The organism is Paenibacillus phytohabitans (assembly GCF_013141775.1).
Classification (GTDB): domain Bacteria; phylum Bacillota; class Bacilli; order Paenibacillales; family Paenibacillaceae; genus Paenibacillus_AQ; species Paenibacillus_AQ phytohabitans.
The window spans coordinates 53,877-77,776 of record NZ_WHOB01000078.1; the positions used below are offsets into that span (position 1 = coordinate 53,877).

Genomic DNA, 23,900 nt, shown 5'->3' on the forward strand with positions numbered 1-23,900 from the left:
CGCTTCAAGGTCAAGTATGAATTTACCCCGGACTAGGGGGAGCAGCGCCGGGAAATTTTGGAACCTAGGACAGGCGGACAAGCACGCGGCCCCGTGTATTCGACTTCAGAATATCCTCGAGTGCAGCAGGCAGCTCCTTCAGGGTAATCTCGCGGTCCACCAGCTTCTCCAGTACGGCAGGCTTCATGTCGCCGGCCATACGCTGCCACAGCTTCGCCCGTTTCTCCGCAGGGCAGGAGACGGAATCGATGCCAAGCAGGCTGACTCCGCGCAGGATGAACGGTAACACCGTCGTGGGAACGGCGGTTCCTGCTGTTAAGCCGCTTGCGGCAACTGCACCGCCGTATGCGATTTTGCTCAGCACAGCCGCTAGCGGTGTACCTCCAACGGAATCTACAGCAGCCTGCCACAGCTGCTTATCTAGCGGCTTAACCGTGCTGCCGGCTACATCCTCGCGCGAGATTACTTCAGCTGCGCCCAAGGCTTGCAGATAACCAGCTTCGTCTGTTCTGCCGGTGCTGGCGGTTACCTGGTAACCTTGCTTCGCCAGAATGGCTACAGCAGTACCTCCGACACCGCCGGTTGCACCGGTGACAAGTACTTTTCCGTTATCCGGAGTTAGTCCGTGAGCTTCCAGCGCTTCAATAGACATTGCAGCCGTGAAACCGGCCGTTCCGTAGATCATCGCTTCCCGCAAAGTTAAGCCCTCAGGCAAGGGAATAACCCAATCCGCTGGAATACGTGCATATTCACTGAAGCCGCCGAAGTGTGATACGCCGATGCCATAGCTGGTGGCAATAACGGGCTGGCCTTCCTGGAAACGGCTGTCAGCAGAAGAGACCACGGTCCCAGACAGATCTATGCCGGGAACAAACGGATAATTTCGCACAATGTTGCCATCCGGGATGCCCGCTAATCCATCTTTATAGTTTACACTGGAATAGGCTACCTTAATTAGGACTTCACCGGCCGGTAGGTCTTCGAGTGACAGCGGCTTGACCTCAACAGAGAAAGTGTCAGTCTTATCTACCACCAAAGCTTGAAAAAGGTTAGTCATATCTTATATTCTCCTTAACCGAACTCTATTTGTACATCTGTTATATAATATTTATTCTGACCGGTCAACTTTTTATTGACTATGATATAATACACATTATTCTTCATTCGCGGAGGTCCTATGGTACGTTACAAGAAATCTGAAGAGAAGCGCAAGCAGATCCTGCACGCTGCGTTTCGGGCATTGTCCGAGCGGGGCTACGATGCTGTAACCCTGCAGACGATCGCCGATCATGCGGAGGTCAGCAAGGGCGTCGTCCATTATTATTTCGAGAGCAAGGAAGCGGTGCTGGTTGAACTCCTGGAATGGCTGACCGGCAGAATCTCTGCCAAGGAGCAGGCCGCTGTGGGGGAACAGCATACCGCAACGGGGAAGCTGACGGCTTACATTGAGTCTGCATTTCCGGGTCCGGCGCAGAACCGTGCCTTTTACCGTGTCTACCTGGATTTCCTGGCACGGGTTAGCCGCATTCCGGTGTACCGGGAGATTAATCAGCGTTTCTATGACAGCTGTGCGGGAATCAGTACGGAGGTGCTGACACTCGGGCAGCAGGAAGGTATTTTCTCCAAAGAGCTGTTACCAGAGAAGACTAGCCCGGTGATCCGGGCGATTATTGACGGCTGCCTGATCCAGTGGCTGATGGCCGATAAGGACGAGCTGCACGAGGTATTCAAGGATTCCTGTTACACGGCAATTATGAAGGTTCTGAGTGTGTAGAGGGGAAGATGAAGAAACCGGAGAAAGGTGGATAGCATTTGGGGAGGAAATGGCGAAAAATCGTATTTATAGCTGTGGTCTGCCTTGTTCTTGGCGGGGGAGTGTTGTATCTGTATGGGGGTTCTGATTCTGGCCCTGCAGTACACAGGCTGCGGCTTGGCAATGAAGAACCGGCGAAATATTTGCAGGGAATGGACGTGCTAACTCAAGATCAAATGGAGCTGTCGCTTGGCCATCAGAGCCAACCCGACGGCTACATCAGTATCTATAATCATTCGGAGATCTTGTGGAAGAAACCGGTCACGATTCCGGCAGGAGAAGGGCAGCTGATCAAGTTCACACAGGGAGGGAGTGCTGTATTTCCTGCTCCTGAGGTTATTTATTATTGGTTGTGTATTCAGCGTCCCGGTGAACACGCAGAGGATAACCTTGTAACCTACTATATCGAGGCTAAAGTACTTGGCGGAGATGAAGAGGCTGCGGCAGACAAGCTGCTGAAGCTTGCGGAGAACTGGGAGGTTCTGGATTGAGCAGGAATTATTATGTACAATCTGTGAACTGTAGTATATTGGACTTAGATTCGTCTGATGAGGGAGGCATATTCTATGTCAATTGCAACAACGATGATTATCCGGCTGGAGATCCGCAAGTCTGAAGCGTCTTTCGGGGATGTGGCAGCAAGGCTCGCGTCTGCGGGCGGCGATATCGTGGCGATAGACGTCATCCGTGGCGGCAAGGACGTGACGACCCGGGATCTTACAGTAAATGTGCAGGATGCGGCCAATGAAGAGATTATAAGTGTGCTTAGGAATATGCCGGGTATAAAAGTCATTAACGTTTCCGACCGAACCTTCCTGGCCCATCTCGGCGGCAAAATTGAGATTACTCCGAAGATGCCGATCAAGAACCGGGAGGATCTGTCCCTGGTCTACACACCTGGTGTGGCCCGTGTCTGTATGGCGATTGCCGAAGATCCCGCAAAGGCCTATTCGCTGACGATGAAAAGAAATACGGTAGCTGTCGTCACCGACGGCACCGCAGTGCTCGGGCTTGGCGATATCGGACCGGAGGCGGCGATGCCGGTGATGGAAGGGAAGGCCATGCTGTTCAAGCAGCTGGCGGATATTGATGCTTTTCCGCTGTGTCTGGACACGAAGGACCCGGATGAAATCATCCGGATTGTGAAAGCGGTTGCTCCGGGCTTCGGCGGAATCAATCTGGAGGATATCAGCTCTCCGCGATGCTTCGAGATTGAGCGCCGGCTGTCAGCCGAGCTTGACATCCCGGTCTTCCATGATGATCAGCACGGCACAGCAGTGGTTGCGCTGGCGGGTCTGCTGAATGCGCTCCAAGTCGTGGACAAGGCTATAGCCGATTGCAGAATTGTTGTCGTCGGCATCGGCGCTGCTGGTGTGTCGATCTGCCGTCTGCTGCTGGCAGCAGGGGCGAAGCAGATATATGCTGTGGACCGGGCAGGGATTCTGAACCGGGACGTAACCTACACCAACTCCGAATGGAGCTGGCTGGCTGAGGCTACGAATCCGGAGAATATGAGCGGAGGTCTTGACGAAGCGATGCGCGGGGCAGATGTATTCATCGGCGTATCCGGCGGAGGGATTCTTCAAGTGAAGCATCTGCAGACCATGGCGCCGGACAGCATTGTGTTTGCTATGGCTAATCCCATCCCGGAGATTGAACCGGAGCTGGCTGAGCCTTTTGTCCGCGTGCTGGCTACCGGAAGAAGCGATTATCCGAACCAGATTAATAACGTCCTCTGTTTCCCGGGGATCTTCCGCGGAGCGCTGGACTGCCGGGCGAAGACCGTGAATCTGGAGATGAAGCTGGCGGCGGCACAGGCCATCGCTGCAGTTGTCCATCCGGATGAGCGGAATGAGCAGTACATTATTCCGAGTATTTTTAACGAAAAGGTAGTGGAGCAGGTGCGTCTTGCTGTTATTCAGGCAGCCATCGCTACCGGCATAGCGCGGCGTATTCCGCCGGATATTAGCTGAGCGGAGAGTGCTAACCCGGATAGCAACTTGAATACTGACAAGGCAAATGAAGCTGCGGCCACTATGGCTTGCGGCTTTTTGCAATTTGGGATTTATGCATTATTAATAAGATGGCCGAGGGTTTGGCGAAGGCGAGAGGCAGGGAAGCAGTTGGATTTTCTCCACTTGCTCATGAACGGAGGAGCCCTCGCCAGGCAACAGTTGGATAATCAGCACTTACTAAGCTGCAAATAGGTCAGAGTGGAGGAAAGACATGGAATTAAATAACGTTTATCCAACTAATTAGTTAAGTTGCAATGAAAGTTCCGAATTAAGATACAATTATCCAACTATTATGCAAGTGCCAGTTGTAATTACGATCTGATTTTAAAGAAAGGAATCAGGTGTTCTCAGACTATCCACTTCCAATTAAAGCATGGTAAAATATACAATTGAAAACATCTATTCAATTATTCAGGAGGCGCTATGAACCGCAGAATTCATATTATGGGAGCTTCCGGAGCGGGGACTACCACACTTGGCAAGGCGCTCGCGGCAAGGCTTCCGCATGTTCATCTGGACAGTGACGATTATTTCTGGGAGCAGAAATATAGTAAGCAAACACCGGTTGCAGCGCGTTTAAGCAGATTGCGGGCCGATTTGGAGCGGCAGGAGCCGTGGATTCTGTCCGGTGCGGTCTGTGGATGGGGAGACGGGCTGCGCGATACTTTTGATCTGGTGATTTTCCTGTGGATACCTGAGCAACTTCGCTTGGAACGTTTGCGGGCGAGGGAATATGAGCGATATGGCGATGAGGGGCTGCCTGGGGGAAGCAAGTATGATGATGTCGAGACCTTCATGGAGTGGGCGGCGCTCTATGATACGGCTGGACCGGAGGTCCGGAGCCGGGCGCTGCATGAGGAATGGATGGCGGGGCTGAATTGTGATGTTGTACGTTTAGAAGGAGATATGCAAGTGGAAGAACGGGTGGCGGCTGTACTACACCATATATCCCGGTAAATCCCGGCATGACCGGATCAGGATTGATTTTTCATAATATAAGCTATGGAAAAGAGGGCTAAACATGAAGAAGATCGTGCGTGCGCTGCTGCTTCCCGGAGTCATGCTTATGCTGCTTACGTCCTGCAATACGGAAACTACTCATTTCAATTATACGTTCAAAGGCGAGAGTGAAACCTGGTCGGCTGTATATGAGCAGACAGCAAGCCAGAAGCTGATCATCAAAAATGACCGCGTGAAGGATTCCGAAACCAGCAAACGGTATACATTTGATCTTCATTACAAAGGAGAACAGTCAGACCTGGGAGAGATCAAACAGTTCAAATACGAATATAAAGCCTCTAGCGGCGGTGGCGGAAGTCAGACTATGGAAGGTCCAATACCTGTAGCACTGATGAAGATGAGCGGCGCTGGAAGCGGTTCTTTTGCAAAGGAAGACTCCGTCATTAAAGTAAAAGTAGAATGGGACGGCAACAGTGAGGAATTTGAACTTAAGAATGAAAAGCAGGGCAAGTAGAGGCTAATTCCATAGAGAATTAGTCTTTTACATAGATAATCATGTTGTCACTGATTAGGAGAGGCTGCCCATGATGAAAAAAGAGAGGGTTGCGGTGGAATGAGCTTAGGGCTGGTTAGGCATTTCAGAGTGCAGCACAAGCCGGAGCGGACCTGGCTGACTGGAGAGCAGTTCAATCTATGGATACAGGGATATGAGTCAGCCCCAATTCAGCAACCGGGACATAAGAGCAATATGCAGAAGTGGGATATTTGTCTGTGCAGTGATCAGGCGAGAGCGGTACATACGGCAAGTTATTTTGATGCTCAAGAGTTCGTATATACAGAGCAGCTAAGAGAAATTGGTATAGCAGCCCTGCATTTAGGTGAACTTAAGCTAAGCGGACTGCGCCTGCCTCTCTCCTGCTGGCTCGTACTTGCACGTTTGTCCTGGACTGCCGGTCATCGCTCTCAACCGGAGAGCAAAGCGGCTGTTCTGCAGCGTGCCCATATGGTAATAGATTCTCTAGCGGCAAAAGCTGAAGCAGCTGCACCGGAAGGACGTGTGCTGATCGTCAGCCATGGAGCGTTCATGAAGGTGCTTGACAGGGAACTCCGGCGCAGGGGCTATAAGGCAGAACGGATGTTTTTTCCGCGCAATGGGCAATTATTTCTGTATGAGAAAAAATAAAGAACTCACAAATATATGAAAGCGGGGCACACAGACTATGGTAACAATCGAAGAAATCGGCATTGAATCGCTTAAGGCGCTAAATACGCTGTACGAAGAACTGATTGGCGGACCGACAGATCCGGTGAAGCTGGAGACGGCATTCAGGGCCATCCGGGAGGATAGCCGGTATGTGTTATTGGGTGCTTTTGTAGACGGGGAATTGCTGGGCTCTATGATGGGGATCGTCTGCCAGGACCTCGTTGGGGATTGCCGCCCGTTCATGGTGATTGAGAATGTAGTGGTCTCTTCGCGTGCACGCCGTCAGGGCATTGGCAAAAAACTGATGACCGCCCTCGAAGACATCGCCCACGAGCGGGACTGCTACTATATTATTTTCGTGTCGGGAGAGAAGCGGAAGGAAGCGCATGTTTTTTATGAGAAGATGGGCTACAAGGAAGAGCGGGTGGAGGGGTACCGTAAGCATTTGAGCTCGCATTAGGGTGGATAAGGTGCAAACGAGTAGAGGGAAGCTCACAAGCGTAGGAAATCATAAATTGCATAACATTATCGAAGGTAACAATAAGGGCCTGCCCCCCGTAGTATTTGAGCATGGCTGTGGTTCATCTGCCTTGTTATGGTCGCTTGTAGCCCCCGAAATTGCCAAGGTTACACAAGTCATCGTATATGATCGCGCAGGTTACGGATGGAGTGAGCCAGGGCCGTTCCCGCGTAGCAATGAGCAGTGTATATCAGAGCTTTATGAGCTGCTGCTGCAAGCTGGAGTTGAGGGTCCTTATATTTTTGTGGGTCATTCCTTCGGAGGATTAAATGTAAGGCTGTTTACCGGGAAATATCCGCAGCTCGTGGCAGGGGTTGTGCTGGTTGATTCCATGCATGAAGATGAAATAACAGACCGCTTTCCGGAAGAACATGTTAAGGGACAGCTTATGGCTGTTAAGTTCTATTCTGTATTAAAAGTACTGTCTAAGATCGGAGTATTGAAGATTCTTTCGAGTTTCAAAAAGTTCCCCGGGTTCTCTGCAACCATTAGCCCTTTTTCAAAGCAGACCCGGACGCTTTTATGGAAGACATCGTTTCAGAAAAAGACTATTGCGGCCATGCATAGTGAATTCTCCAATGTGCAGGATGGCTACCGGAAAGTCAGGGAGTTGCCCGCAACAGATATTCCCTTGATTGTCATCAAATCAGGTGTAGTCAATGAATTCTATCCCGGGACTTCAGAAGATACGAAGAGAATAATCAGAGCGAAGCTCCTGGAAGCGGCAAATGATCTGACGAACTGGTCAGTCAACGGGAAGCTGGTTGAAGCAGCGGGCAGCGGACATAACATACATATTGAGAACCCGCAGATTGTTATTGCTTCAATTGTTGAGATCCTCGGAAATACATCTCTGACTAAGATTTGATGAAGCCTTCGAATCAGTCATAAATGGATTATTCAGTAAAGCTGGGACGTACACGTTCCAGCTTTAATTGTATTTGATACAACTAAAAAGAAGGATTGGGGTTCCAATTGTAATTTAGTTGCATTCTCTACAACTAAAAACCTGCTTATTCTCTTAGGAAGCACTTTTCTTATTTTTAGTTGTACTGAATACAGTTAAACTTGGAAAATCCGGCTTTGCCTCGTTTTTAACTGTATGGAATACAATTATCCCGCTAAGCTATACTTTGTGGTAGATTTCATCCCCCGTAGTAGCCTTAATATTCTTCTCCAGAGAGCATTATCACCTCTCCCCCCAAAATTACCGTTTGACCATCCCGATGACAGCGCTTTATAATCCCTTCATGAGTGGCGGACCAGTGGTCATGACTACAGAAGGCGGGGGACAACTGTGAATCAAATATGCAAAGTGCTGATTGTGGACGATGAAATTCTGGTCCGGCAGGGGATTAAATATGTGCTGGACTGGGAACGCGAAGGATTTCAGATTGTAGGTGAAGCGGCCAACGGGCAGGAAGCGCTGAATTCGCTGCAGACCCTGCAGCCGCATATCATCATTACCGATATTGTGATGCCGGTGATGGACGGCGAGGAATTAACACGCCTAGTGAAGCGGGATTATCCGGCTACGGAGGTAATCGTGCTGAGCAGCTTCAGCGAGTTCCATTATGTGCGCTCCACCTTCCAGAATGGGGTGGCCGATTATATTCTGAAGCCGAAGCTGGAAGCCGGTTCGCTGCTCCAGGTGCTGCAGAAGACCCGGGAACGTATCCCGGGACTGGGAGCCGCCGCGGCTGGAGTTCAGCCGGAAGCGGCCCCCCAGCGGCTGGATGCCCTGCTCAGCCGGATGATCTCAGGCTACCGGCTGCAGCCTGAGGGTGAGGAGTTCGTGAAGCGGCAGCTTCCGCAGGACTGCTTCAGCTTCCTCGGCTGGGAGACCGGACCAGCCGGTGTTACCGGTGCTGACAGCAATGCTGCCACCGCTGGTGCCGATAACGCAGACAATGACGCAGACGCATTGGCAGCCATCACCGCAGCTATAACCGGGGAACTGGAACGGACTGTTCCAGGATTGGTGCAGTTCATCATCCCTGGCGGCGAGCCGAATGCGGCACTGCTCCTGGTCAACCTGCAGGAAGAGCAGTGGCCGGCGCTCTTGCAGGCTGTGAATATGCTGGCCCATGCCTTGGCCGGACAAGAGCCTGAGCTGCGCATGACCCTGAGCCGGGCCTTCGGTTCGCTTAGCGAGGTGGCAGCGGTCTATCAGGAGAGTGTTCTGAAGCTGCGGCAGTACCGCTTCTTTTTGCCGGATCAGGTACTGCTGGTCCATGATGAGCTGCCGCAGCGGGAAGCACAGCTGCCGAAATTCAACCTGACCCAGTTCACGGAGCAGCTGAAGCGCCAGCAGCTGGAGGAGGCGTTCGGCGATCTGCATCAGCATGTCGATGCGCTAAGCCGGCAATATGACGGGGATGTGTTTCAGTTCAAGTCCTTTCTCGGCAATATTATCTTCAATGTGACGAATCAGTTCAGCCATCTGGGAGAGCTGGAGGAAGGGAAATACGGGCTGTTCCGGGCCATAGATGAGGCAGGCTCAGCGGATGGGGCCGTGAGGATTCTGGATCATTTTCTTGCCCGGGTCATGGAGCTGACCTCATCGGCAGCGCTGACACCAGGGAGTAATGCCAATATGGCCAAGCTGCTCCAGTATATGGAGGAGCACTACGCCGAGCCGCTGAGTCTTACGGAGCTGGCCCGTCATTTTCATTTCAACCCTTCTTACCTGTCCAGTCTGTTCACGACCTACAATCAGGAGGGCTTCAAGGAGCATCTCAATACGATCCGTACGGGCAAGGCGGCAGAATTGCTGCGGGCAGGTGAGGCGCCAATTTCCGAGATTAGCAGCATGGTCGGATATGGCGATCACAGCTATTTTTGCAAAGTGTTCAAGAAATACACCGGCTTGTCCCCGAGCGGCTACAGACGTCAGCATTACGGACAGGAGTAGAGCTTATGCGCAGATATTGGGACCGTTTCAAATTTCACAGCCTGTTCATCAAAATATTCATCGTGATGCTGATCAGCATTATTGCTGTAGCCATCGCTTCTTCATGGACCACGGTCCGTATGTCGGAGAAGCTGTTCATGAACACCTTTAGCATTACGAATACCAAGGTGATCAGCCAGATTAAGGCGAGCTTCGAATCGTTTCATTATTCCATCGTTACTGCCACCAACAACACACAGCTGAGCGGCACCATTAAGAGCTTCCTGACGGAAGAGGACTCGAATTCCCTGCGGGTGCTGCGGACCTATTACAATATGACCACGCAGATGAAGAAGATCCAGTCTACTCTGGACTCCTACCAGGTCGGGATCAAAATCATGGGCAAAAACGGACGCAGCTATTCCACCAATACGAACAATCTGCTGATGAGTGACCAGGAGCTGCAGCAGCATGAGCTGACCAGGAATACACTGGCTGAGCCGAAACGGCTGATGTACCAGTTCTATGAGGAGAGCAGCAAGGATTCCCCGCAGAAAGAGGCTGTGATCGTAGCCAGCAAAGCACTCATGGAACGCACAACGGGCGATATTTACGGAACCTTGTATTTTACCATTCATGAGCAGGATTTCCGCCCCTTCTATGCAAGCTTTGTCAGCACCGGGAATGATGTGGCGATTCTGAACAGGGATGGAGTCATTGTCTCGAGCAACCGCAGTGATCTGATGGGCCAGCAGGCGGAGGATTTACTGCAGTTTGCCAAGGAGATTGAAGAGAAGCAGCTGGATTACAAAAATGTTGATTTCCGCGGCACAGATTCCATTCTGATTGCAGATTATCTGTCTTCATATGATTTCTATATTGTGAATCTGATTGATAAAAAGACGGCTCTCGGCCAGATGGTCAACGGTAAAATGGTGGTGCTGATCTGCTCAGCCATCGTCATCGTGGCCCTGATCGTCGTGTTCCTGATCTTCAGAAGGCTGACCCGGTCGCTGACCCTGCTTACCCGGCAGATGTCCAAAATCACCCAGCGGAACTTCCATAATTACATCACGGTTACCGGAAGCTTTGAATTTCAGGAGCTGGGACATGCCTATAACTATATGCTTGATGAGCTGAATGAGTATGTGGAGAAGCTGGTCGAGACGCAGAAGGAGCAGCGCAATGCCGAACTGGCTGCCCTGCAGCATCAGATTAACCCGCATTTTCTGTATAATACGCTGGCCTCGGTCAACTTCCTGGTGCAGCAGGGCAGCCAAGAGAAGGCGGTTCACACGATTCATGCCCTGATCTCGATGCTGCAGAATGCGCTGAGTAACGTCAGTGAGAGTATCACGGTAGCGCAGGAGCTTGAGAACCTGAAGTCCTATGTGTTTATCAACCATGTACGCTACGGGGAACGGATCAGAGTGAATTTCTTCATCTCACCGGACTGTATGGACTTCCATCTGCCGAAGCTGATCATTCAGCCGTTTATTGAGAATGCTTTTTTCCATGCGTTTACGAAGAAAAGCGGCGGGTATATTCATATCCTCATCTCCCAGGATGCCGGTTCCCTGCTCTGTGAGGTTGTCGACAACGGAGACGGTATGGATACCGGAGAAGCCGATCTCCCCATGTCCGGGCCTGCGAGCAAGCGCCAGCTGTTCACCGGGATTGGGATCAAGAATGTGCACGACCGGCTGGTGCTGATGTACGGCGAAGAGTACGGGATTACTATTAAAAGCGTACCAGGTGAGGGGACAGCCATTAGAATCCGCCTGCCGCTGATCCCGGGACAAAAATAATACCAATATCTAAAAAAAGAACAAATTGCAGATAGGTAGCGCTTACAATAAGGCGATAAAATGACAAATCCCTATAAAGTAAGTTCTAACGGGGCCTCTTTCGCGGATGATAAGATTACTTATGTAATAAATAAGCGCTTACATTGAAGCGGAACTCATAAAAGCGCATCAAAGGGGAGGATTACAAATGAAAAAAGGCATTGCGTTATTGCTGATTTGCCTGCTTATGCTTACTGCCTGCAGCTCCAATTCGAACTCTAACTCCGGCTCCAAGAACACAGGTAATGCAGCTGCGGACACCGGGACGGCGGGGAATCCGGCAACGACAGAACCTGCTCAGGCGAAAGAAATTACAATTTGGGCCTGGGACCCTGCATTCAATATTGCCGCGCTGGAAGTAGCCAAAGCGGAATATGCCAAAACTAACCCTGATGTCAAAATTAACATTGTAGAGTACGCACAGAATGATATTATCCAGAAGCTGAATACAGGCCTTAACTCCGGTACAACCAAAGGGTTGCCGAATATCGTGCTGATCGAGGATTACCGCTCCCAGAGCTTCCTGCAATCCTATAAGGATTCCTTCTATGATCTCAGCAGCTCGATTAAAGGCTCCGACTTCGCTGATTATAAGGCAGGACCAACCAGCCTGGACGGCAAGCAGTACGGCATTCCTTTTGACTCCGGCGTAACCGGACTCTATGTCAGAACCGATTATCTGGAGCAGGCAGGCTATAAGCTGGCCGATCTGCAGGATATCGACTGGAACAAATATATTGAAATCGGCAAAGCTGTGAAAGAGAAGACCGGCAAGGCGCTGATTACACTGGACCCGAACGACCTTGGGCTGATCCGGATGATGATTCAATCCGCCGGTGAATGGTATCTGAAGGAAGACGGCAAGACGCCGAATATTGCCGGCAATGCTCCGCTGAAGGAAGCTTTTGAAATCTATAAAGGGCTGACAGATTCCAATGTGGCGAATGTGCATGCCGACTGGAGCCAATTCGTTGCAGCGCTGAATAGCGGTGATGTGGCTTCGGTGCCGACAGGCAACTGGATCACGCCTTCAATCACGGCTGAAGCATCGCAATCCGGCAAGTGGGCCATCGCACCGCTTCCGAAGCTGACCGCGAATGAGTCGGTTCATGCCTCGAATCTCGGCGGCAGCTCATGGTATGTGATGAATGTGGACGGCAAGGAAACGGCAGCAGACTTCATGGCGAAGACCTTCGGCTCCAATGTGGAAATGTACCAGAAGCTGCTCACGGATATCGGTGTTATCGGTACGTTCAAAGCGGCTGCGGGCGGAGAGGCTTACGGCCAGGCCAATGAGTTCTTCGGCGGCCAGAAGGTTGTATCGGATTTCGCCGCCTGGACAGAGCAGATTCCAAGTGTTAATTATGGTATCAATACCTACGCTATCGAAGACATCCTTATTGTTGAAATGCAGAACTATCTGAACGGCAAGGACATTGACAGTGTGCTGAGCGATGCCCAGGCCCAGGCCGAATCACAGATTAAATAGCTGAGTCTGACACACAGGTAAACCTTGGGCGTTGCCTGCGGCTCCCGGGCTTTCAGGAGGGCGGGCAGCGTCCTGGGTTTATTTTAAAAGATAAGAATTTATATGCTCCGCGCATAAATTATCCTTATCTTTCTCGCTGAAACGGTACCGTCCTAAAAAAGGACGGCAAAGCCGTTTCTACTTGAATACCATGAAGGGGCTGGGCCGATGTGAAAAAAACAAATTCGAGCGTGAGTATCCGTACCAAAAGCGTATTGACCGGATGGTCCTTCGTCCTGCTCGCGGTCATTCTGATCTTCGTCTTCTATTTCTACCCGATGCTCCAGGCGCTGATTCTGTCGTTCCAGACAGGAACGGGCAGCAATCTTACTTTCACCGGATTCGACAACTATTCACGGCTGCTGTCTGACAAAACCTTCATTACGTCCGTTAAGAACACCTTCATTTATCTGCTGGTACAAGTGCCGCTGATGATTGTACTGGCGTTGTTCATCTCGGTGTTGCTGAATGACAGCAAGCTGAAATTTAAGGGCTTTTTCCGGACGGCGATCTTCCTGCCCTGTGTAACTTCGCTGGTTGCCTATTCCGTAGTGTTCAAATATTTGTTCGCCGGCAATGGACTGGTGAATACCATGCTGCTGAAGCTTCAGCTGGTCAGTGCCCCGATTGAGTGGATCACTGATCCGTTCTGGGCCAAAATTACGATTATTATCGCGATCACGTGGCGCTGGACGGGCTACAATATGATTTTTTATCTGTCCGCTCTGCAAAATATTGACAATTCCATCTACGAGGCCGCCAGAATTGATGGGGCTTCGGCGTCACGGCAGTTCTTCGGAATTACTGTCCCGCTGCTGAAGCCGATCATCCTGTTTACCTCGATCACATCCACCATCGGTACCCTGCAGCTGTTCGATGAGGTCATGAATATTACGAAGGGCGGTCCGGGGAATGCGACGCAGACGATCTCCCAGTACATTTATAATTTGTCGTTCAAATATTCAGCGGACTTCGGCTATGCAGCCACCGTATCGTATTCCATCGTGATTATGATTGCGCTGCTGTCGGTCATCCAGTTCAAAGTGGCAGGTGATAAAAATGGCTAAGAGCAAACGTTTCTTCATGTATCTGTTCCTAAGCATCGCGGCCATTGTCTCGATCTTTCCGTTCTTATGGATGGTGGTCAGCTCCACGAACAAGTCGGTTGACGTCACCCGCGGGAGGCTGCTGCCCGGTACACATCTGCTGGATAATTTCCAGAAGCTGCTGGACACCACAGATCTGCAGTTATCCCTGATCAATTCCGCTAAAATCTCGATCACCACCACCCTGCTGGCGCTGCTGATTGCCTCGCTGGCCGGTTACGGCTTCGAAGTCTTCCGCAGCCGCTCGAAGGATATTGTGTTCAACATCCTGCTGCTGTCGATGATGATTCCGTTCGCCGCGCTGATGATTCCGCTGTACCGGATGTTCGGCAAAATCTCCAATGTGTTCCCGTGGATGGGCATTGATACAATGACTTCGGTCATCCTGCCTACGGTCACGACGGCATTCCTGATCTTCTTCTTCCGGCAGAGCACGAAGATGTTCCCGAAGGAGCTGCTGGAGGCTGGACGGATGGATGGTCTCAGCGAGCTGGGCATCTTCCTGCGCATCTATCTTCCGACCATGAAAACCACTTATGCCGCCGGGGCAATCATCACATTCATGTCGAGCTGGAACAATTATCTCTGGCCGCTGATCGTGCTGCAGACGCCGCAGACGAAGACGATGCCGCTCCTGATCTCTACTCTGGGCTCGGGCTACGCCCCGGACTACGGCATGATTATGATCGCGATTGTGATCGGCACGATCCCGACTGCGCTGGTGTTCTTTGTGATGCAGAAGCAGTTTGTGGCTGGGATGATCGGGTCGGTGAAATAAATTGAAATAGAAGCTTCCTATTATTGGGAGTAGTCTTGGCTGCAGAGATAGTTTGGACTTCCGGCCGCTGTTATATTTGAATTTCCTGATTTAAGCCGCATTGGTTGCGGTAGAAATTCAAATCTAAAGGCGGACGCTACCGCTCCTACAGTTCCAAACATCTCTTCCGCCACTCTTCCCAATTGGGAAAGATTCAAGTTCAATTGATTGATGGGGTGTGGGCAAGGAAGGGCAAGTGATCAGCGAAAGAGGCAAGCAGCAGAAAGGATGCTGCTTGCCTCTTTCGCTTGCTTATTTTACTAGACGAGGGTTAAATTAGGGGGGGAGAGAGATAAGATGAGTTGCTTAAATGCGGACATTCATCCCGAATGTGGCGGCTGGAGCGGTGTTCGTTCAACCATGCAGCAATTGATGTATTCAGCTCCAAGCGGAATTCAGCAATAGTTGTATTCTGTACACTTAAAAACAGCGAAAAGGTAGACTCGCCTCTTTTAACTGTAGTCTGTACAACTAAATTTGCTTGAATGGGTGAGAACCCATATATATGGACTCTTTAGTTGTACGAAATACAACTAAACAGGTAATTGGTTGTAAATCAGACGTTTTAGTTGTACAAAGTGCAGTTAAGCGTAACGGAGGATATACCATAATCGGGTCACGGCAACCCTCAACAAGCGATTGACCAAGAAACGAAGTAGCGGGAGCGCTACATTATTTCAAACGGAGCAGAATGAGAGGATGATTCATCCTATGAAGAAGAGAAAGAAACTACTGGTGGTGTTGCTGCTGGCAGCGGGAATGAGCTTGGCGTTATTAATAGGGGTTAGTGCGGGGAAGGTGCAGGCCGCAGCCAAGGAATATCAGGTGCTGCTCAAGATTAACGATTATTATGTGCTCTATACGGCACCGAAGGCGCCTTATGTGGATTCACAGGGACGAATGATGATTCCATTGCGCTCGATCAGCGAGCTGCTCGGGGCGAAGGTCAGCTACGATGCCAAAAGTAAAACAGCTACAATCGGGATGGATGATGTAACGGTTATGTTCACGATTAGGTCGAAATCCGTTTCGGTTAACGGGGTTGCCCGCTCCATGGATACGATTCCGGTATTGGAGCAGAATTCGATGTTCATCCCGGTCAGTGTGCTGGCGGGCAGTTTGGGCATCGTGAGTAAATGGGATCAGAGTAATCATCTCTATACAATGACAGGGGACACTCTGATGCAGACGGATATTATTAAATTAGCGATAGAGGATCTGGAGAGAAGCGCCTTTAGAGCACCGCCGGGGGCGATTATCAGCAATGAGGCTTTCCGTCCTGTCTCGTACACGTATGACGCGGCAAAGGGCAGCTTTACTGTCAAGTCGCAGAATATAACCGGAAATGATATTCCGGCAGGAGCATCGGATGTGGCAGCATATGTGGTGTTTAAAGATTCGGTCCAGTTCCCGGTGCAGAAACGGGACAGACCGGCTGTCGGGAAGGGCGGGTTCACCTTGGTTACCGCTCAGAAGCAATCGCCCTATCCCCCGCTTTATTTGCTTGTCAAAGGGAGGCTGCTTGACCGCTCCCCCATATAATTACCTGAACAAAGGTAGAATCAGATGATGAAAGATATGCAGGAAATCGTAAACGCTGTTAGCGGCTTGAAGGAAGATGAAGTACACTTGTATTTCATGCGGATTCTGGCGCAGATCAAGCGGTTAAAGGAACAGAGTGAGCGGCTTGAAGCACCGCTTGATGAACATATCGCGGGACCGGTTGCCAGCCTACTGGGATACTACACCAGTCTGATGGATACTCCCAAAAAGCGGGCATTCTGGGACCCCTCACCGGATTGCACGCATGTGCATATCGTGTGCGGTGATTCCTTCGCCGGAGGCATGAAGCAAGCGTTGACAGGGCTAGGCTGGACAGACTCGCACAAGCTTGTTACACTGCGGGAGAATTACGCCATAGGTCCGCTTCGCCAGCTGGATTCGCCGGAGGGAAGGAAGGCCCGGAGTGACTGGTTCCTTCAGAATATCCTGGGATACTCTACCGCCAGCGATGAGTGCGAAGAAATGTATATGGAGCTTATGGACAAGCTGGAGCAGATTCCCGAACAGGCTCAGGTCGTGATCTGGACCAGCGGCAATGCTTGCGAGCAGACCGGACTGCGTCTTGCTGTTCATCTGCTGGGGAACAGACCGAACGGGATTGTGGTGTGCGATGCCTGCGCAATCTGTGAAGAGCTGTACAACACTCCGGATGCCTCCATCAAATACCGTAGTTCCGGTGAGATTCCGGCCGATAAGCTTCGGGAGGCGCTGCTGCGCATCCAGGACGGCAACAAGCTTACTGCTGCGGATATCACGCGGCTGGACCTGGAATGGAAGAACATCTCAGAACAGTCCCGGGTATTGCGGATATGGCAAGACAATGCTGTACTTGAGGTACCGGCTGACTATTATGACAGCTACCTGCTGGAGAAGCTGGACTATCTGAAGCCGCCGTCCGGAGATGACGGATTCCTGAAATCCGCACGGTTAATTGGAGAGGCGCTGGGATATTGCGAGCAGTGTATTGGAGACGCTTATTTTGAGCACCGGGTGAGAGAGCTGATCTATAGCGGTGTTCTTGAGATTAAGGGTGTTCCGACAGCAATGAGATTCTACAGTGTAAGGCGCAAGCAGGGCAGGGAAACTGAACGTTGAGTGCCGGAAGGTTGAAGATTACATTACAATTCAGGAGGCAGCCTATGCAAACATTATTCCGTTATAACTGGATGGTCCGCGAGGAATGGTACAAATGGTGTGAGGAGCTGCCGGAGGAAGAACTGCTGAAGGAACGGACTGGCGGAATGGGCGGAATCCTGAAGACGCTGGTTCACATTATCGATGTGGAATTGAGCTGGATCCGGGATATGGAGGGGAAGCCTGATTTTCGGGCGGATTTCCCGGAATATAACACTCTGCAGAAGATCAGGGAGCTGGATGCAAGGTTCCGGCCGGAGGTAGAGCAGTTCGTGCTGGCGTGGCATGAGGGGCTGGAGCAGAACATACTGAAGGATGAACGGGCGGATGGACGGGTCATTGAGGATGCCTGGGGTGAGGTTATGCGCCACATTATCGCTCATGAGATTCATCATTCCGGCCAGCTCTCTGTATGGTCCAGGGAGCTGGGCAGGAAGCCGGTATCCGCCAATCTGGTGGGCAGAGGGCTTGCAGGCAGTTTGCCCGGCGGAGAATAAAGGATACTTTCAGTCCTCTTTCAGGTTTGTATTTTACAATGCCAGCAGGCATGAACAAGATACAAATCTGAGTGTTGAGGAGGAATACACATTTTGCGAATGAAGAACATGTTGAAAAAGCTGATGCTGACGTCATTATCACTGACGGTAGCGGCATCGTTAACGGTGGTTGCGGGCATTCCTGCTGCAGTGTATGCGGCGGATGCGGGAGCAACACAGGCGTATGAGTCATTGTTCACCCCGGACAAGATCATTAATGTGAAGGTAACGATTGCTGACGAGGACTGGACAAGTATCCTGGCTAGCCCGCTGGATAAGGAGTATAAGAGTGTAACCGTAGATGTGGATGGAAATGTGCTGGAGAATGTAGGCTTCTCGACCAAGGGGAACCTGACGCTTAAGTCTGTAGCGGCCATGACGGATTCGGACCGGTACAGCTTCCGGCTGAAGTTCGATAAGTACGACAAGACGCAGACCCTGCTGGGGCTGGATAAAATGGTGCTGAACAACAGCTACTCCGATCCGTCATTTCTGCGCGAATACTTGCATTATGAAGCCTTGCGCTCCATTGGTGAGGATGTTCCGCTGACGGTATTCACTAATCTGTACATCAACGGTGAGTTGTATGGCTTCTATGTCGGCGTTGAAGCTGTGGATGACAGTTATCTGGAGCGTAATTTCGGTGAGGATGCCGATTCCGGTGTGCTATACGATACGGAAGAGCAGAGTTATCTCAAGGCTGAAGAAGGAAGTGACTATGATTCACTGACTTATGAGACCGGTACTGAGGATGACAAGACTTCACTCAAGAATTTCATCAGCGTATTGAATGCAATGCCTGACGGAGAGAAGGGCAATATTGAAAGTGTACTGGATGTAGATTCTGCACTGAAATATATCGCCGCCAATGCCGTGCTCGGCAACTATGACAGCTACAACGGGGATAAAGGGCATAATTATCTGCTGTATGGCGACTCAGCGGGCAAATATTCCGTGATTCCCTGGGATATGAATATGTCTTTTAACGGATACACGGGTGGAGGCGGAAGAACGGTAACGGTTACTGCTGCAAGCAGTGTTACAGCAACCGGAACGTCCACGTCTGCAGCTTCAGCGGTCAATGCCGTTACGGCTTCCATTGATACCCCTACACTTGGGATTGATGTGGATCAGGTTCCGCTGATCGGCAACCTGCTGGAGGTGCCCGAATATAAGGCCAGATACAATACGTATGTGTCTGAGCTGGTTACTTATTTGAGCGGGATTCAGAGCCGGATTACCGGGCTTGCCTCACTGGTCCGGCCGTATGTGCAGGCCGATCCGACCAAGTTCTATACGATTGAACAGTTCGAGAACAATGTGGCTTACACGGCTGATGCTGCCGGATTGGGCGGCGGAACTATGACACCTCCTGCCGGTACAGAAGGGTTAACGATGCCAAGCGGAACTCCTCCGGCGCGTCCGGAAGGTACAGCAGGAACGGCCACTACGGGAACAGCCGGCACTACCGCCGGAACCGCAGCAACCCGGCCGGAGGGCGGACAGGCTGGAGGAGCAGGTCAAGGCATGGGAACGATGGCAGCGGGTTCCCTGATGACCTTTGCACTGAACAGGCTCGCTAATCTGCAGGAGCAGCTCGGCCTGACCGTTACACCGCTGCCGGAGGTCGTCAAGACAGCGGCGGGCAGCAGTACTGCGGCCACGGCAACACCGGCAGCTGCAGGAACAGCAAGCAGAACAGGCATTTCTGTACTGCTTCACGGCGCGGCGGTTGATTTCCAGGATCAGCAGCCAGTCAACAAGGATGGAAGAGTGCTGGTACCTGTGAATGCTATTCTCAGTGCGCTGGGCGCAGAGGTGACCTGGGACCAGGCTGCCAAGAAAATCACTGCGGTTAAAGGAAGCACTACAATCATCATGACCATTGGCAGCAAAACTGCTACGATTAATGGACAGGCGCTTACGCTGGATGTTCCTGCACAGATCATCGGCAACCGCACTCTGGTTCCGGTAAGATTCATCTCCGAGGGACTCGGTCTGGATGTGCTCTGGAATGCTGCGGCACAAACCGTAACAGCCTCGGCTAAGGCGAGTGGAGCTTAGAGTATACTTTACAGCTCCGGCGGAAACCAAAGGTGACGCAGATCCACCCAGCCCTGGCTGTTGAAGGTTACCCCGCGGACAGAGGGGAGATATGCTGTCTCGGCAGGTTTCTCGTACAGGATATGCAGCTGATGATCCCGGGTCAGGCTGTCCTCGATAATCCTGAAGCCCTCTGTCCGGGCAGCGGCGTCAGGCTCCCTGGAGATCATATGCAGCCTGCCTTCAATATCGGCGCGGGTACGCGGCTCAATATGCTGCGAGAGTGTCAGATACAGATCGTACAGCCGCAGCTGTTCATCCTGATCACGGAGCAGAGAGAAGACAATCAGATCGGATTGCAGGCGGATCGGTCCTTTGAATTCCTCCGGGGATACGGAGACCACCTTACAGGAATATCCGTGCTGCTTCAGCCTTGAGGCAATGTATTCAGCGTCCCCGGCATACTGCGGAATGGTGGCAATCTGCAGTGCTGCCGCCGGAAGACTGGCTGAATGGCGGAAGGGTTCGCGGGGAGCTTCATGCAGACAGGACAGAATATCGGCACGGAGAAGGGGATCGCTTAGCGGTCCCTTTTTTTTGGTGTTGCAGGTGACGAATTTGCGTACCGAGGATTCGGAATGAATCTTGCTCAGGGAGCCGGTACCCGCTGCCTGCGGATTCGGAATGACATGGAAGCCCGAACCCGTCTCGGAGGGTCCCGGCGCAAGCCCCCAGGGTACATAGATGATTTCCACACGATCCAGATGAGCCCGCCCCTGAAAATAATAAGGGAACACCTCCAGCACGCAAGTATCCTCGCTCATCTCCACTACCTTGAAAGGCCCCGTTCCCGCAGGTCTTCGTCCAAATATATTCTCACCGATGGACTGCAGGTCACGGGGGACGATCGCCGCCCGGCTGGTGCAGAGGAACGGGAGGAAGAGCTCGTTCGGCTTCTTCAGCAGAATGCGGACGGTGGAGGCATTCAGTGCTCTAACTTCCTGGATTTCCTTGAAAATATAGCTGTACAGCGTCCGCTGTGAGGTAGACATCATCCGTTCAAACGAGTAGACTACGTCCTCGGCGGTCAGTACCTTGCCGTGATGGAACAGGACTTCTTTGCGCAGATGGAAGGTCCATGCGGTACGGGCTTCGTCGGTCTCCCAGGCATGGGCCAGACCGGGGATCACTTTGCCGCGTTCGCCGCTGCGGCCGACCAGACCGTCGAAGACATGGCTGGAAACAAAAGACTCTGCCAGCAGATTCATATACAGCGGATCGAAGGTATGCAACTGCTGCGTGACCGGCAGCCGCAGCGTATCAATCCGCTTGTCACTCTGCATCTCGGCATGATGTCCGAAGTAAGCCAGCAGCCAGCCCTGGAGTGTATCCTGCAGGGCGGAGGTGCGGGTATGCCCGCGGATTCCCTCCAGAGCGCTGCTGATATCCTTGCTGCTGATGGCCTGCATCATGGATTCCAGAGCAATATCCTCGGAGGCTGCGAGGAACACCAGCTTGGAGCGCCGCCCCCGTCCACGGCTGGGCGTCCAGGTGATCCAGTTCATTTCTACCATTTTGCGGATCACATGCAGTGCATTGCGGTGGGTACAGCCGAGGGTCAAGGCCAGCTCATCGAGAGTAACAAGGACCTCTGCCGGGCCTCCATGATGCGAATGCAGCTTCAGAAATTGACTGTGCAGCTTCATCTATAAGCTCTCCTTTCACAAAATAGGAAATTAATAATAATATATTTCTCTTTTTCTTCTTATTTTATCAGCTAGAATCAGGGTAGGAAAGTAAAAAGATGGAGGAATTTACCATGGACAATCAAACCGTATCCAAACCGGGGTTTGCGCGCGTTGTTTTGTTGGCCGCGTTTCTGCTTGCGCTTGTGCATCAGTTCCTGTTCTACGGCAAGATGCCCGGAATCTCTTACCCTATTTTTGTAGTGCTGTTCTACGCCTTTATGTTCTATTTCGGCAAGGAGAAGCTGCGTAAGCACAACTGGTTCAGCTATATGTGGACGGGTTCAGTCTTCCTTTTGTCGCTGACGTACGCACTGTTTGGCAACTGGTTTTTCTTCGGGCTGAATTTTCTTGTCATTCCGGCGCTGATTCTATTACATATGACTTATATGTTCAGTTACCGCCTGCCCTCCTGGAGCGGCTTCGGGCTGATCGGAGCGGCTTTGGAGCATTTCTTCCCCCAGAGCCTGCGCCACTGGAACACAGCGGTGAAGCTGTTACGCCGTAACCAGGGCGGGGTGTCTAATGCACGCAAGCAGGTTCTGATCCGTATAGTAATCGGGCTGCTGATTTCCGTTCCGCTGCTGCTGATCGTCACCTCGCTTCTCTCCACGGCGGATGGGGTATTCAACCGGCTGCTGTCAGAGCTCCCGGGTTACTTTGACAATATCTCCTTTGGCGAATGGATCAGCAGGGCGTTGTGGATTATCCTGCTTGGCCTCGGGATGTTCGGCTTTGTGTGGGGATTCATTGACAGTAAGTCCTATATCCGGACCTATCCGCCTGGAGGGCTGGATACTCTGACAGAGCAGGATGTGAATGAACCGGAGGAGGAAAGCATCGGCGTTGATGATCCGATCATCATTACTACGGTTCTGGCGGTGATCAATGCCGTATACATGCTGTTTGTGAGCGTGCAATTCTCGTATTTGTTCGGAGCCTGGGAAGGCATTCTGCCGGATGACAAGACCTATGCGGATTATGCACGGAGCGGATTCTTTGAGCTGATTCTGGTGACAGCGATCAATTTCGCTATTCTGCTGCTCTCCTTGCTGGCGGTGCGCAAAGCAGGCGGCGGGCTAAAGCGGGTAATTCAGATTCTGCTCTATATTCTGGTTCTGTGCTCGATGGTTATGCTCTACTCTGCCTACTCACGGCTGACATTGTATGAAGAAGCGTATGGCTATACCTATATCCGCTTCCTGGTGCATGCCTTCATGATCTTCCTCGGGCTGCTGCTTGTTCTGGCTGCGGTACGGATCAGCCGGGCAGAATTCCCATTGCTTAAGTGTTACATCGTGCTCGGTTTGCTGTCTTATGTGCTGATGAACTATATCGGGATGGATCATATTATCGCCAGGCAAAATATTCAGCGGTACGCCGCAAGCGGCACCCTGGATGCCAATTATCTGGCCGGACTGTCCGCGGATGTGGTTCCGGAGCTGATTGAGTTCAGCAAGCAGGAGAAAGGTATTCTTGACGAAGCGCTGCACAGCCGTTTGTCTGACCGGTCAGAGCCGCTGAAGAGCTGGCCATCCTTCAATCTAGCCAAGTTCCAGGAGCGTAGGGAACTGGAACAATATTTTGAGAAGGGCGTTGCACACTAATATGGGGATAAAACGGATAGTATTTATTCTGATTGCGGTGATCATTGCGGGTTTCGGTGTCTATCAATTCTCGGCATATTCCGAAAAGCTGACGCCTTCCACAGACCTTGCCCGCGAAGCGATCGGCGGTGTGAACCTGCATGACAATATTAATGACAGTCACCTGCTTAAGCAGTTAGGCAGCCCGTTAAGTAAAGAGGATAATGAGCTGTATGATTACTACCATTGGGAGGACGGTCTTGTCACTGCCTCTGTCCATTCCGGCCCTGACGGCGGTCTGATTAAGCGGATCATGATCACCGCCACGGATAATAACCGTTCGGATGATCCGCTCCATACAGCCTTAGGCATCGGACTGGGAGACACCAAACAAAGTGTGCTTGACCTGTATGGAAGCAAATATTACAAAAGCAATGAGCAGACCGCAGATATTATCGGATACATTGATCATAAACAAGGGGTAACTTTGGAATTCTGGTGTTCTCCGGATGCAACTGTAGCTGAAATCCGCCTGGACGACGCCGATATGAAGTAACGCCGGTTAGCCCTTTGCCCTGGAGCTGTGGTAC

Annotated in this window: 21 protein-coding genes; 19 read left to right on the forward strand and 2 right to left on the reverse strand. The window is 51.5% G+C overall.

The window, feature by feature from the left end:
- Positions 1-64: 64 nt before the first annotated feature.
- Positions 65-1,057 (reverse strand): acrylyl-CoA reductase family protein, encoded by a 993-nt coding sequence (locus GC101_RS26450; protein ID WP_171719749.1) that lies wholly within the window; start codon positions 1,055-1,057, stop codon positions 65-67.
- Positions 1,058-1,177: 120 nt separating this feature from the next.
- On the opposite strand from GC101_RS26450, the gene GC101_RS26455 reads away from it, so the two are divergent.
- The 17 genes from GC101_RS26455 (at position 1,178) to GC101_RS26535 (ending at position 20,000) form a co-directional block, all read left to right on the forward strand.
- Positions 1,178-1,774 carry a TetR/AcrR family transcriptional regulator gene (locus GC101_RS26455; protein WP_171719750.1) on the forward strand — a complete coding sequence of 199 codons (597 nt, stop codon included), beginning with the start codon at positions 1,178-1,180 and terminating at the stop codon, positions 1,772-1,774.
- Between the two features lie 38 nt (positions 1,775-1,812).
- Entirely contained in the window at positions 1,813-2,304 is a 492-nt protein-coding gene (locus GC101_RS26460) for a hypothetical protein (protein ID WP_171719751.1), read from the forward strand.
- A 75-nt stretch (positions 2,305-2,379) separates the two neighbouring features.
- Positions 2,380-3,786, forward strand: a complete 1,407-nt coding sequence (locus GC101_RS26465) for an NAD-dependent malic enzyme (protein ID WP_042136165.1) — start codon at positions 2,380-2,382, stop codon at positions 3,784-3,786.
- A gap of 465 nt (positions 3,787-4,251) precedes the next feature.
- The gene (locus GC101_RS26470) at positions 4,252-4,785 is read left to right on the forward strand and encodes an AAA family ATPase (protein WP_171719752.1); all 534 of its coding nucleotides are present in this window, start codon (positions 4,252-4,254) and stop codon (positions 4,783-4,785) included.
- Between the two features lie 64 nt (positions 4,786-4,849).
- Positions 4,850-5,302 carry a hypothetical protein gene (locus GC101_RS26475; protein ID WP_171719753.1) on the forward strand — a complete coding sequence of 151 codons (453 nt, stop codon included), beginning with the start codon at positions 4,850-4,852 and terminating at the stop codon, positions 5,300-5,302.
- A 99-nt stretch (positions 5,303-5,401) separates the two neighbouring features.
- A complete protein-coding gene (locus GC101_RS26480) occupies positions 5,402-5,971 on the forward strand; it encodes a histidine phosphatase family protein (protein ID WP_171719754.1) in 570 nt (189 codons plus the stop codon).
- Between the two features lie 37 nt (positions 5,972-6,008).
- Positions 6,009-6,452, forward strand: a complete 444-nt coding sequence (locus GC101_RS26485) for a GNAT family N-acetyltransferase (RefSeq protein WP_171719755.1) — start codon at positions 6,009-6,011, stop codon at positions 6,450-6,452.
- 55 nt (positions 6,453-6,507) lie between these two features.
- On the forward strand, positions 6,508-7,380 hold the full coding sequence (locus tag GC101_RS26490; RefSeq protein ID WP_171719756.1) for an alpha/beta fold hydrolase: 873 nt from the start codon (positions 6,508-6,510) through the stop codon (positions 7,378-7,380).
- A 429-nt stretch (positions 7,381-7,809) separates the two neighbouring features.
- Positions 7,810-9,426 (forward strand): response regulator, encoded by a 1,617-nt coding sequence (locus GC101_RS26495; protein WP_171719757.1) that lies wholly within the window; start codon positions 7,810-7,812, stop codon positions 9,424-9,426.
- Between the two features lie 5 nt (positions 9,427-9,431).
- The gene (locus GC101_RS26500) at positions 9,432-11,213 is read left to right on the forward strand and encodes a sensor histidine kinase (RefSeq protein WP_171719758.1); all 1,782 of its coding nucleotides are present in this window, start codon (positions 9,432-9,434) and stop codon (positions 11,211-11,213) included.
- A 187-nt stretch (positions 11,214-11,400) separates the two neighbouring features.
- A complete protein-coding gene (locus tag GC101_RS26505; protein ID WP_171719760.1) occupies positions 11,401-12,741 on the forward strand; it encodes an ABC transporter substrate-binding protein in 1,341 nt (446 codons plus the stop codon).
- Between the two features lie 209 nt (positions 12,742-12,950).
- Positions 12,951-13,847 (forward strand): ABC transporter permease subunit, encoded by an 897-nt coding sequence (locus tag GC101_RS26510; RefSeq protein ID WP_171719761.1) that lies wholly within the window; start codon positions 12,951-12,953, stop codon positions 13,845-13,847.
- Positions 13,840-14,664 (forward strand): carbohydrate ABC transporter permease, encoded by an 825-nt coding sequence (locus GC101_RS26515; protein WP_042136184.1) that lies wholly within the window; start codon positions 13,840-13,842, stop codon positions 14,662-14,664. The genes GC101_RS26510 and GC101_RS26515 overlap by 8 nt, the downstream gene beginning before the upstream one ends.
- Before the next feature lie 750 nt (positions 14,665-15,414).
- Positions 15,415-16,245, forward strand: a complete 831-nt coding sequence (locus GC101_RS26520) for a stalk domain-containing protein (RefSeq protein ID WP_171719763.1) — start codon at positions 15,415-15,417, stop codon at positions 16,243-16,245.
- 24 nt (positions 16,246-16,269) lie between these two features.
- A complete protein-coding gene (locus GC101_RS26525; RefSeq protein WP_246354522.1) occupies positions 16,270-17,361 on the forward strand; it encodes a DUF1835 domain-containing protein in 1,092 nt (363 codons plus the stop codon).
- Positions 17,362-17,405: 44 nt separating this feature from the next.
- On the forward strand, positions 17,406-17,897 hold the full coding sequence (locus tag GC101_RS26530) for a DinB family protein (RefSeq protein WP_171719764.1): 492 nt from the start codon (positions 17,406-17,408) through the stop codon (positions 17,895-17,897).
- 99 nt (positions 17,898-17,996) lie between these two features.
- Entirely contained in the window at positions 17,997-20,000 is a 2,004-nt protein-coding gene (locus GC101_RS26535) for a CotH kinase family protein (protein WP_171719792.1), read from the forward strand.
- A gap of 8 nt (positions 20,001-20,008) precedes the next feature.
- On the opposite strand, the gene GC101_RS26540 is transcribed toward GC101_RS26535, so the two are convergent.
- Complete coding sequence (locus GC101_RS26540) at positions 20,009-21,685, reverse strand: ABC transporter substrate-binding protein (protein WP_171719765.1); 1,677 nt, start codon at positions 21,683-21,685, stop codon at positions 20,009-20,011.
- 113 nt (positions 21,686-21,798) lie between these two features.
- On the opposite strand from GC101_RS26540, the gene GC101_RS26545 reads away from it, so the two are divergent.
- Positions 21,799-23,331, forward strand: coding sequence for a DUF4153 domain-containing protein (locus GC101_RS26545; protein WP_171719766.1), 1,533 nt, complete (start codon positions 21,799-21,801; stop codon positions 23,329-23,331).
- Between the two features lies 1 nt (position 23,332).
- Positions 23,333-23,866 carry a hypothetical protein gene (locus GC101_RS26550; protein WP_171719767.1) on the forward strand — a complete coding sequence of 178 codons (534 nt, stop codon included), beginning with the start codon at positions 23,333-23,335 and terminating at the stop codon, positions 23,864-23,866.
- Positions 23,867-23,900: the final 34 nt, after the last annotated feature.

Excerpts from the sequence above, each read along its gene's own strand:
- GC101_RS26480 (WP_171719754.1), top strand. The coding sequence starts at position 5,402 with ATGAGCTTAGGGCTGGTTAGGCATTTCAGAGTGCAGCACAAGCCGGAG.
- GC101_RS26475 (WP_171719753.1), top strand. The coding sequence starts at position 4,850 with ATGAAGAAGATCGTGCGTGCGCTGCTGCTTCCCGGAGTCATGCTTATG.
- GC101_RS26525 (WP_246354522.1), top strand. The coding sequence starts at position 16,270 with ATGATGAAAGATATGCAGGAAATCGTAAACGCTGTTAGCGGCTTGAAG.
- GC101_RS26465 (WP_042136165.1), top strand. The coding sequence starts at position 2,380 with ATGTCAATTGCAACAACGATGATTATCCGGCTGGAGATCCGCAAGTCT.
- GC101_RS26470 (WP_171719752.1), top strand. The coding sequence starts at position 4,252 with ATGAACCGCAGAATTCATATTATGGGAGCTTCCGGAGCGGGGACTACC.
- GC101_RS26550 (WP_171719767.1), top strand. The coding sequence starts at position 23,333 with ATGGGGATAAAACGGATAGTATTTATTCTGATTGCGGTGATCATTGCG.
- GC101_RS26540 (WP_171719765.1), bottom strand. The coding sequence starts at position 21,685 with ATGAAGCTGCACAGTCAATTTCTGAAGCTGCATTCGCATCATGGAGGC.
- GC101_RS26485 (WP_171719755.1), top strand. The coding sequence starts at position 6,009 with ATGGTAACAATCGAAGAAATCGGCATTGAATCGCTTAAGGCGCTAAAT.
- GC101_RS26535 (WP_171719792.1), top strand. The coding sequence starts at position 17,997 with ATGAAGAACATGTTGAAAAAGCTGATGCTGACGTCATTATCACTGACG.
- GC101_RS26500 (WP_171719758.1), top strand. The coding sequence starts at position 9,432 with ATGCGCAGATATTGGGACCGTTTCAAATTTCACAGCCTGTTCATCAAA.
- GC101_RS26450 (WP_171719749.1), bottom strand. The coding sequence starts at position 1,057 with ATGACTAACCTTTTTCAAGCTTTGGTGGTAGATAAGACTGACACTTTC.
- GC101_RS26455 (WP_171719750.1), top strand. The coding sequence starts at position 1,178 with ATGGTACGTTACAAGAAATCTGAAGAGAAGCGCAAGCAGATCCTGCAC.
- GC101_RS26520 (WP_171719763.1), top strand. The coding sequence starts at position 15,415 with ATGAAGAAGAGAAAGAAACTACTGGTGGTGTTGCTGCTGGCAGCGGGA.
- GC101_RS26515 (WP_042136184.1), top strand. The coding sequence starts at position 13,840 with ATGGCTAAGAGCAAACGTTTCTTCATGTATCTGTTCCTAAGCATCGCG.
- GC101_RS26505 (WP_171719760.1), top strand. The coding sequence starts at position 11,401 with ATGAAAAAAGGCATTGCGTTATTGCTGATTTGCCTGCTTATGCTTACT.
- GC101_RS26530 (WP_171719764.1), top strand. The coding sequence starts at position 17,406 with ATGCAAACATTATTCCGTTATAACTGGATGGTCCGCGAGGAATGGTAC.
- GC101_RS26545 (WP_171719766.1), top strand. The coding sequence starts at position 21,799 with ATGGACAATCAAACCGTATCCAAACCGGGGTTTGCGCGCGTTGTTTTG.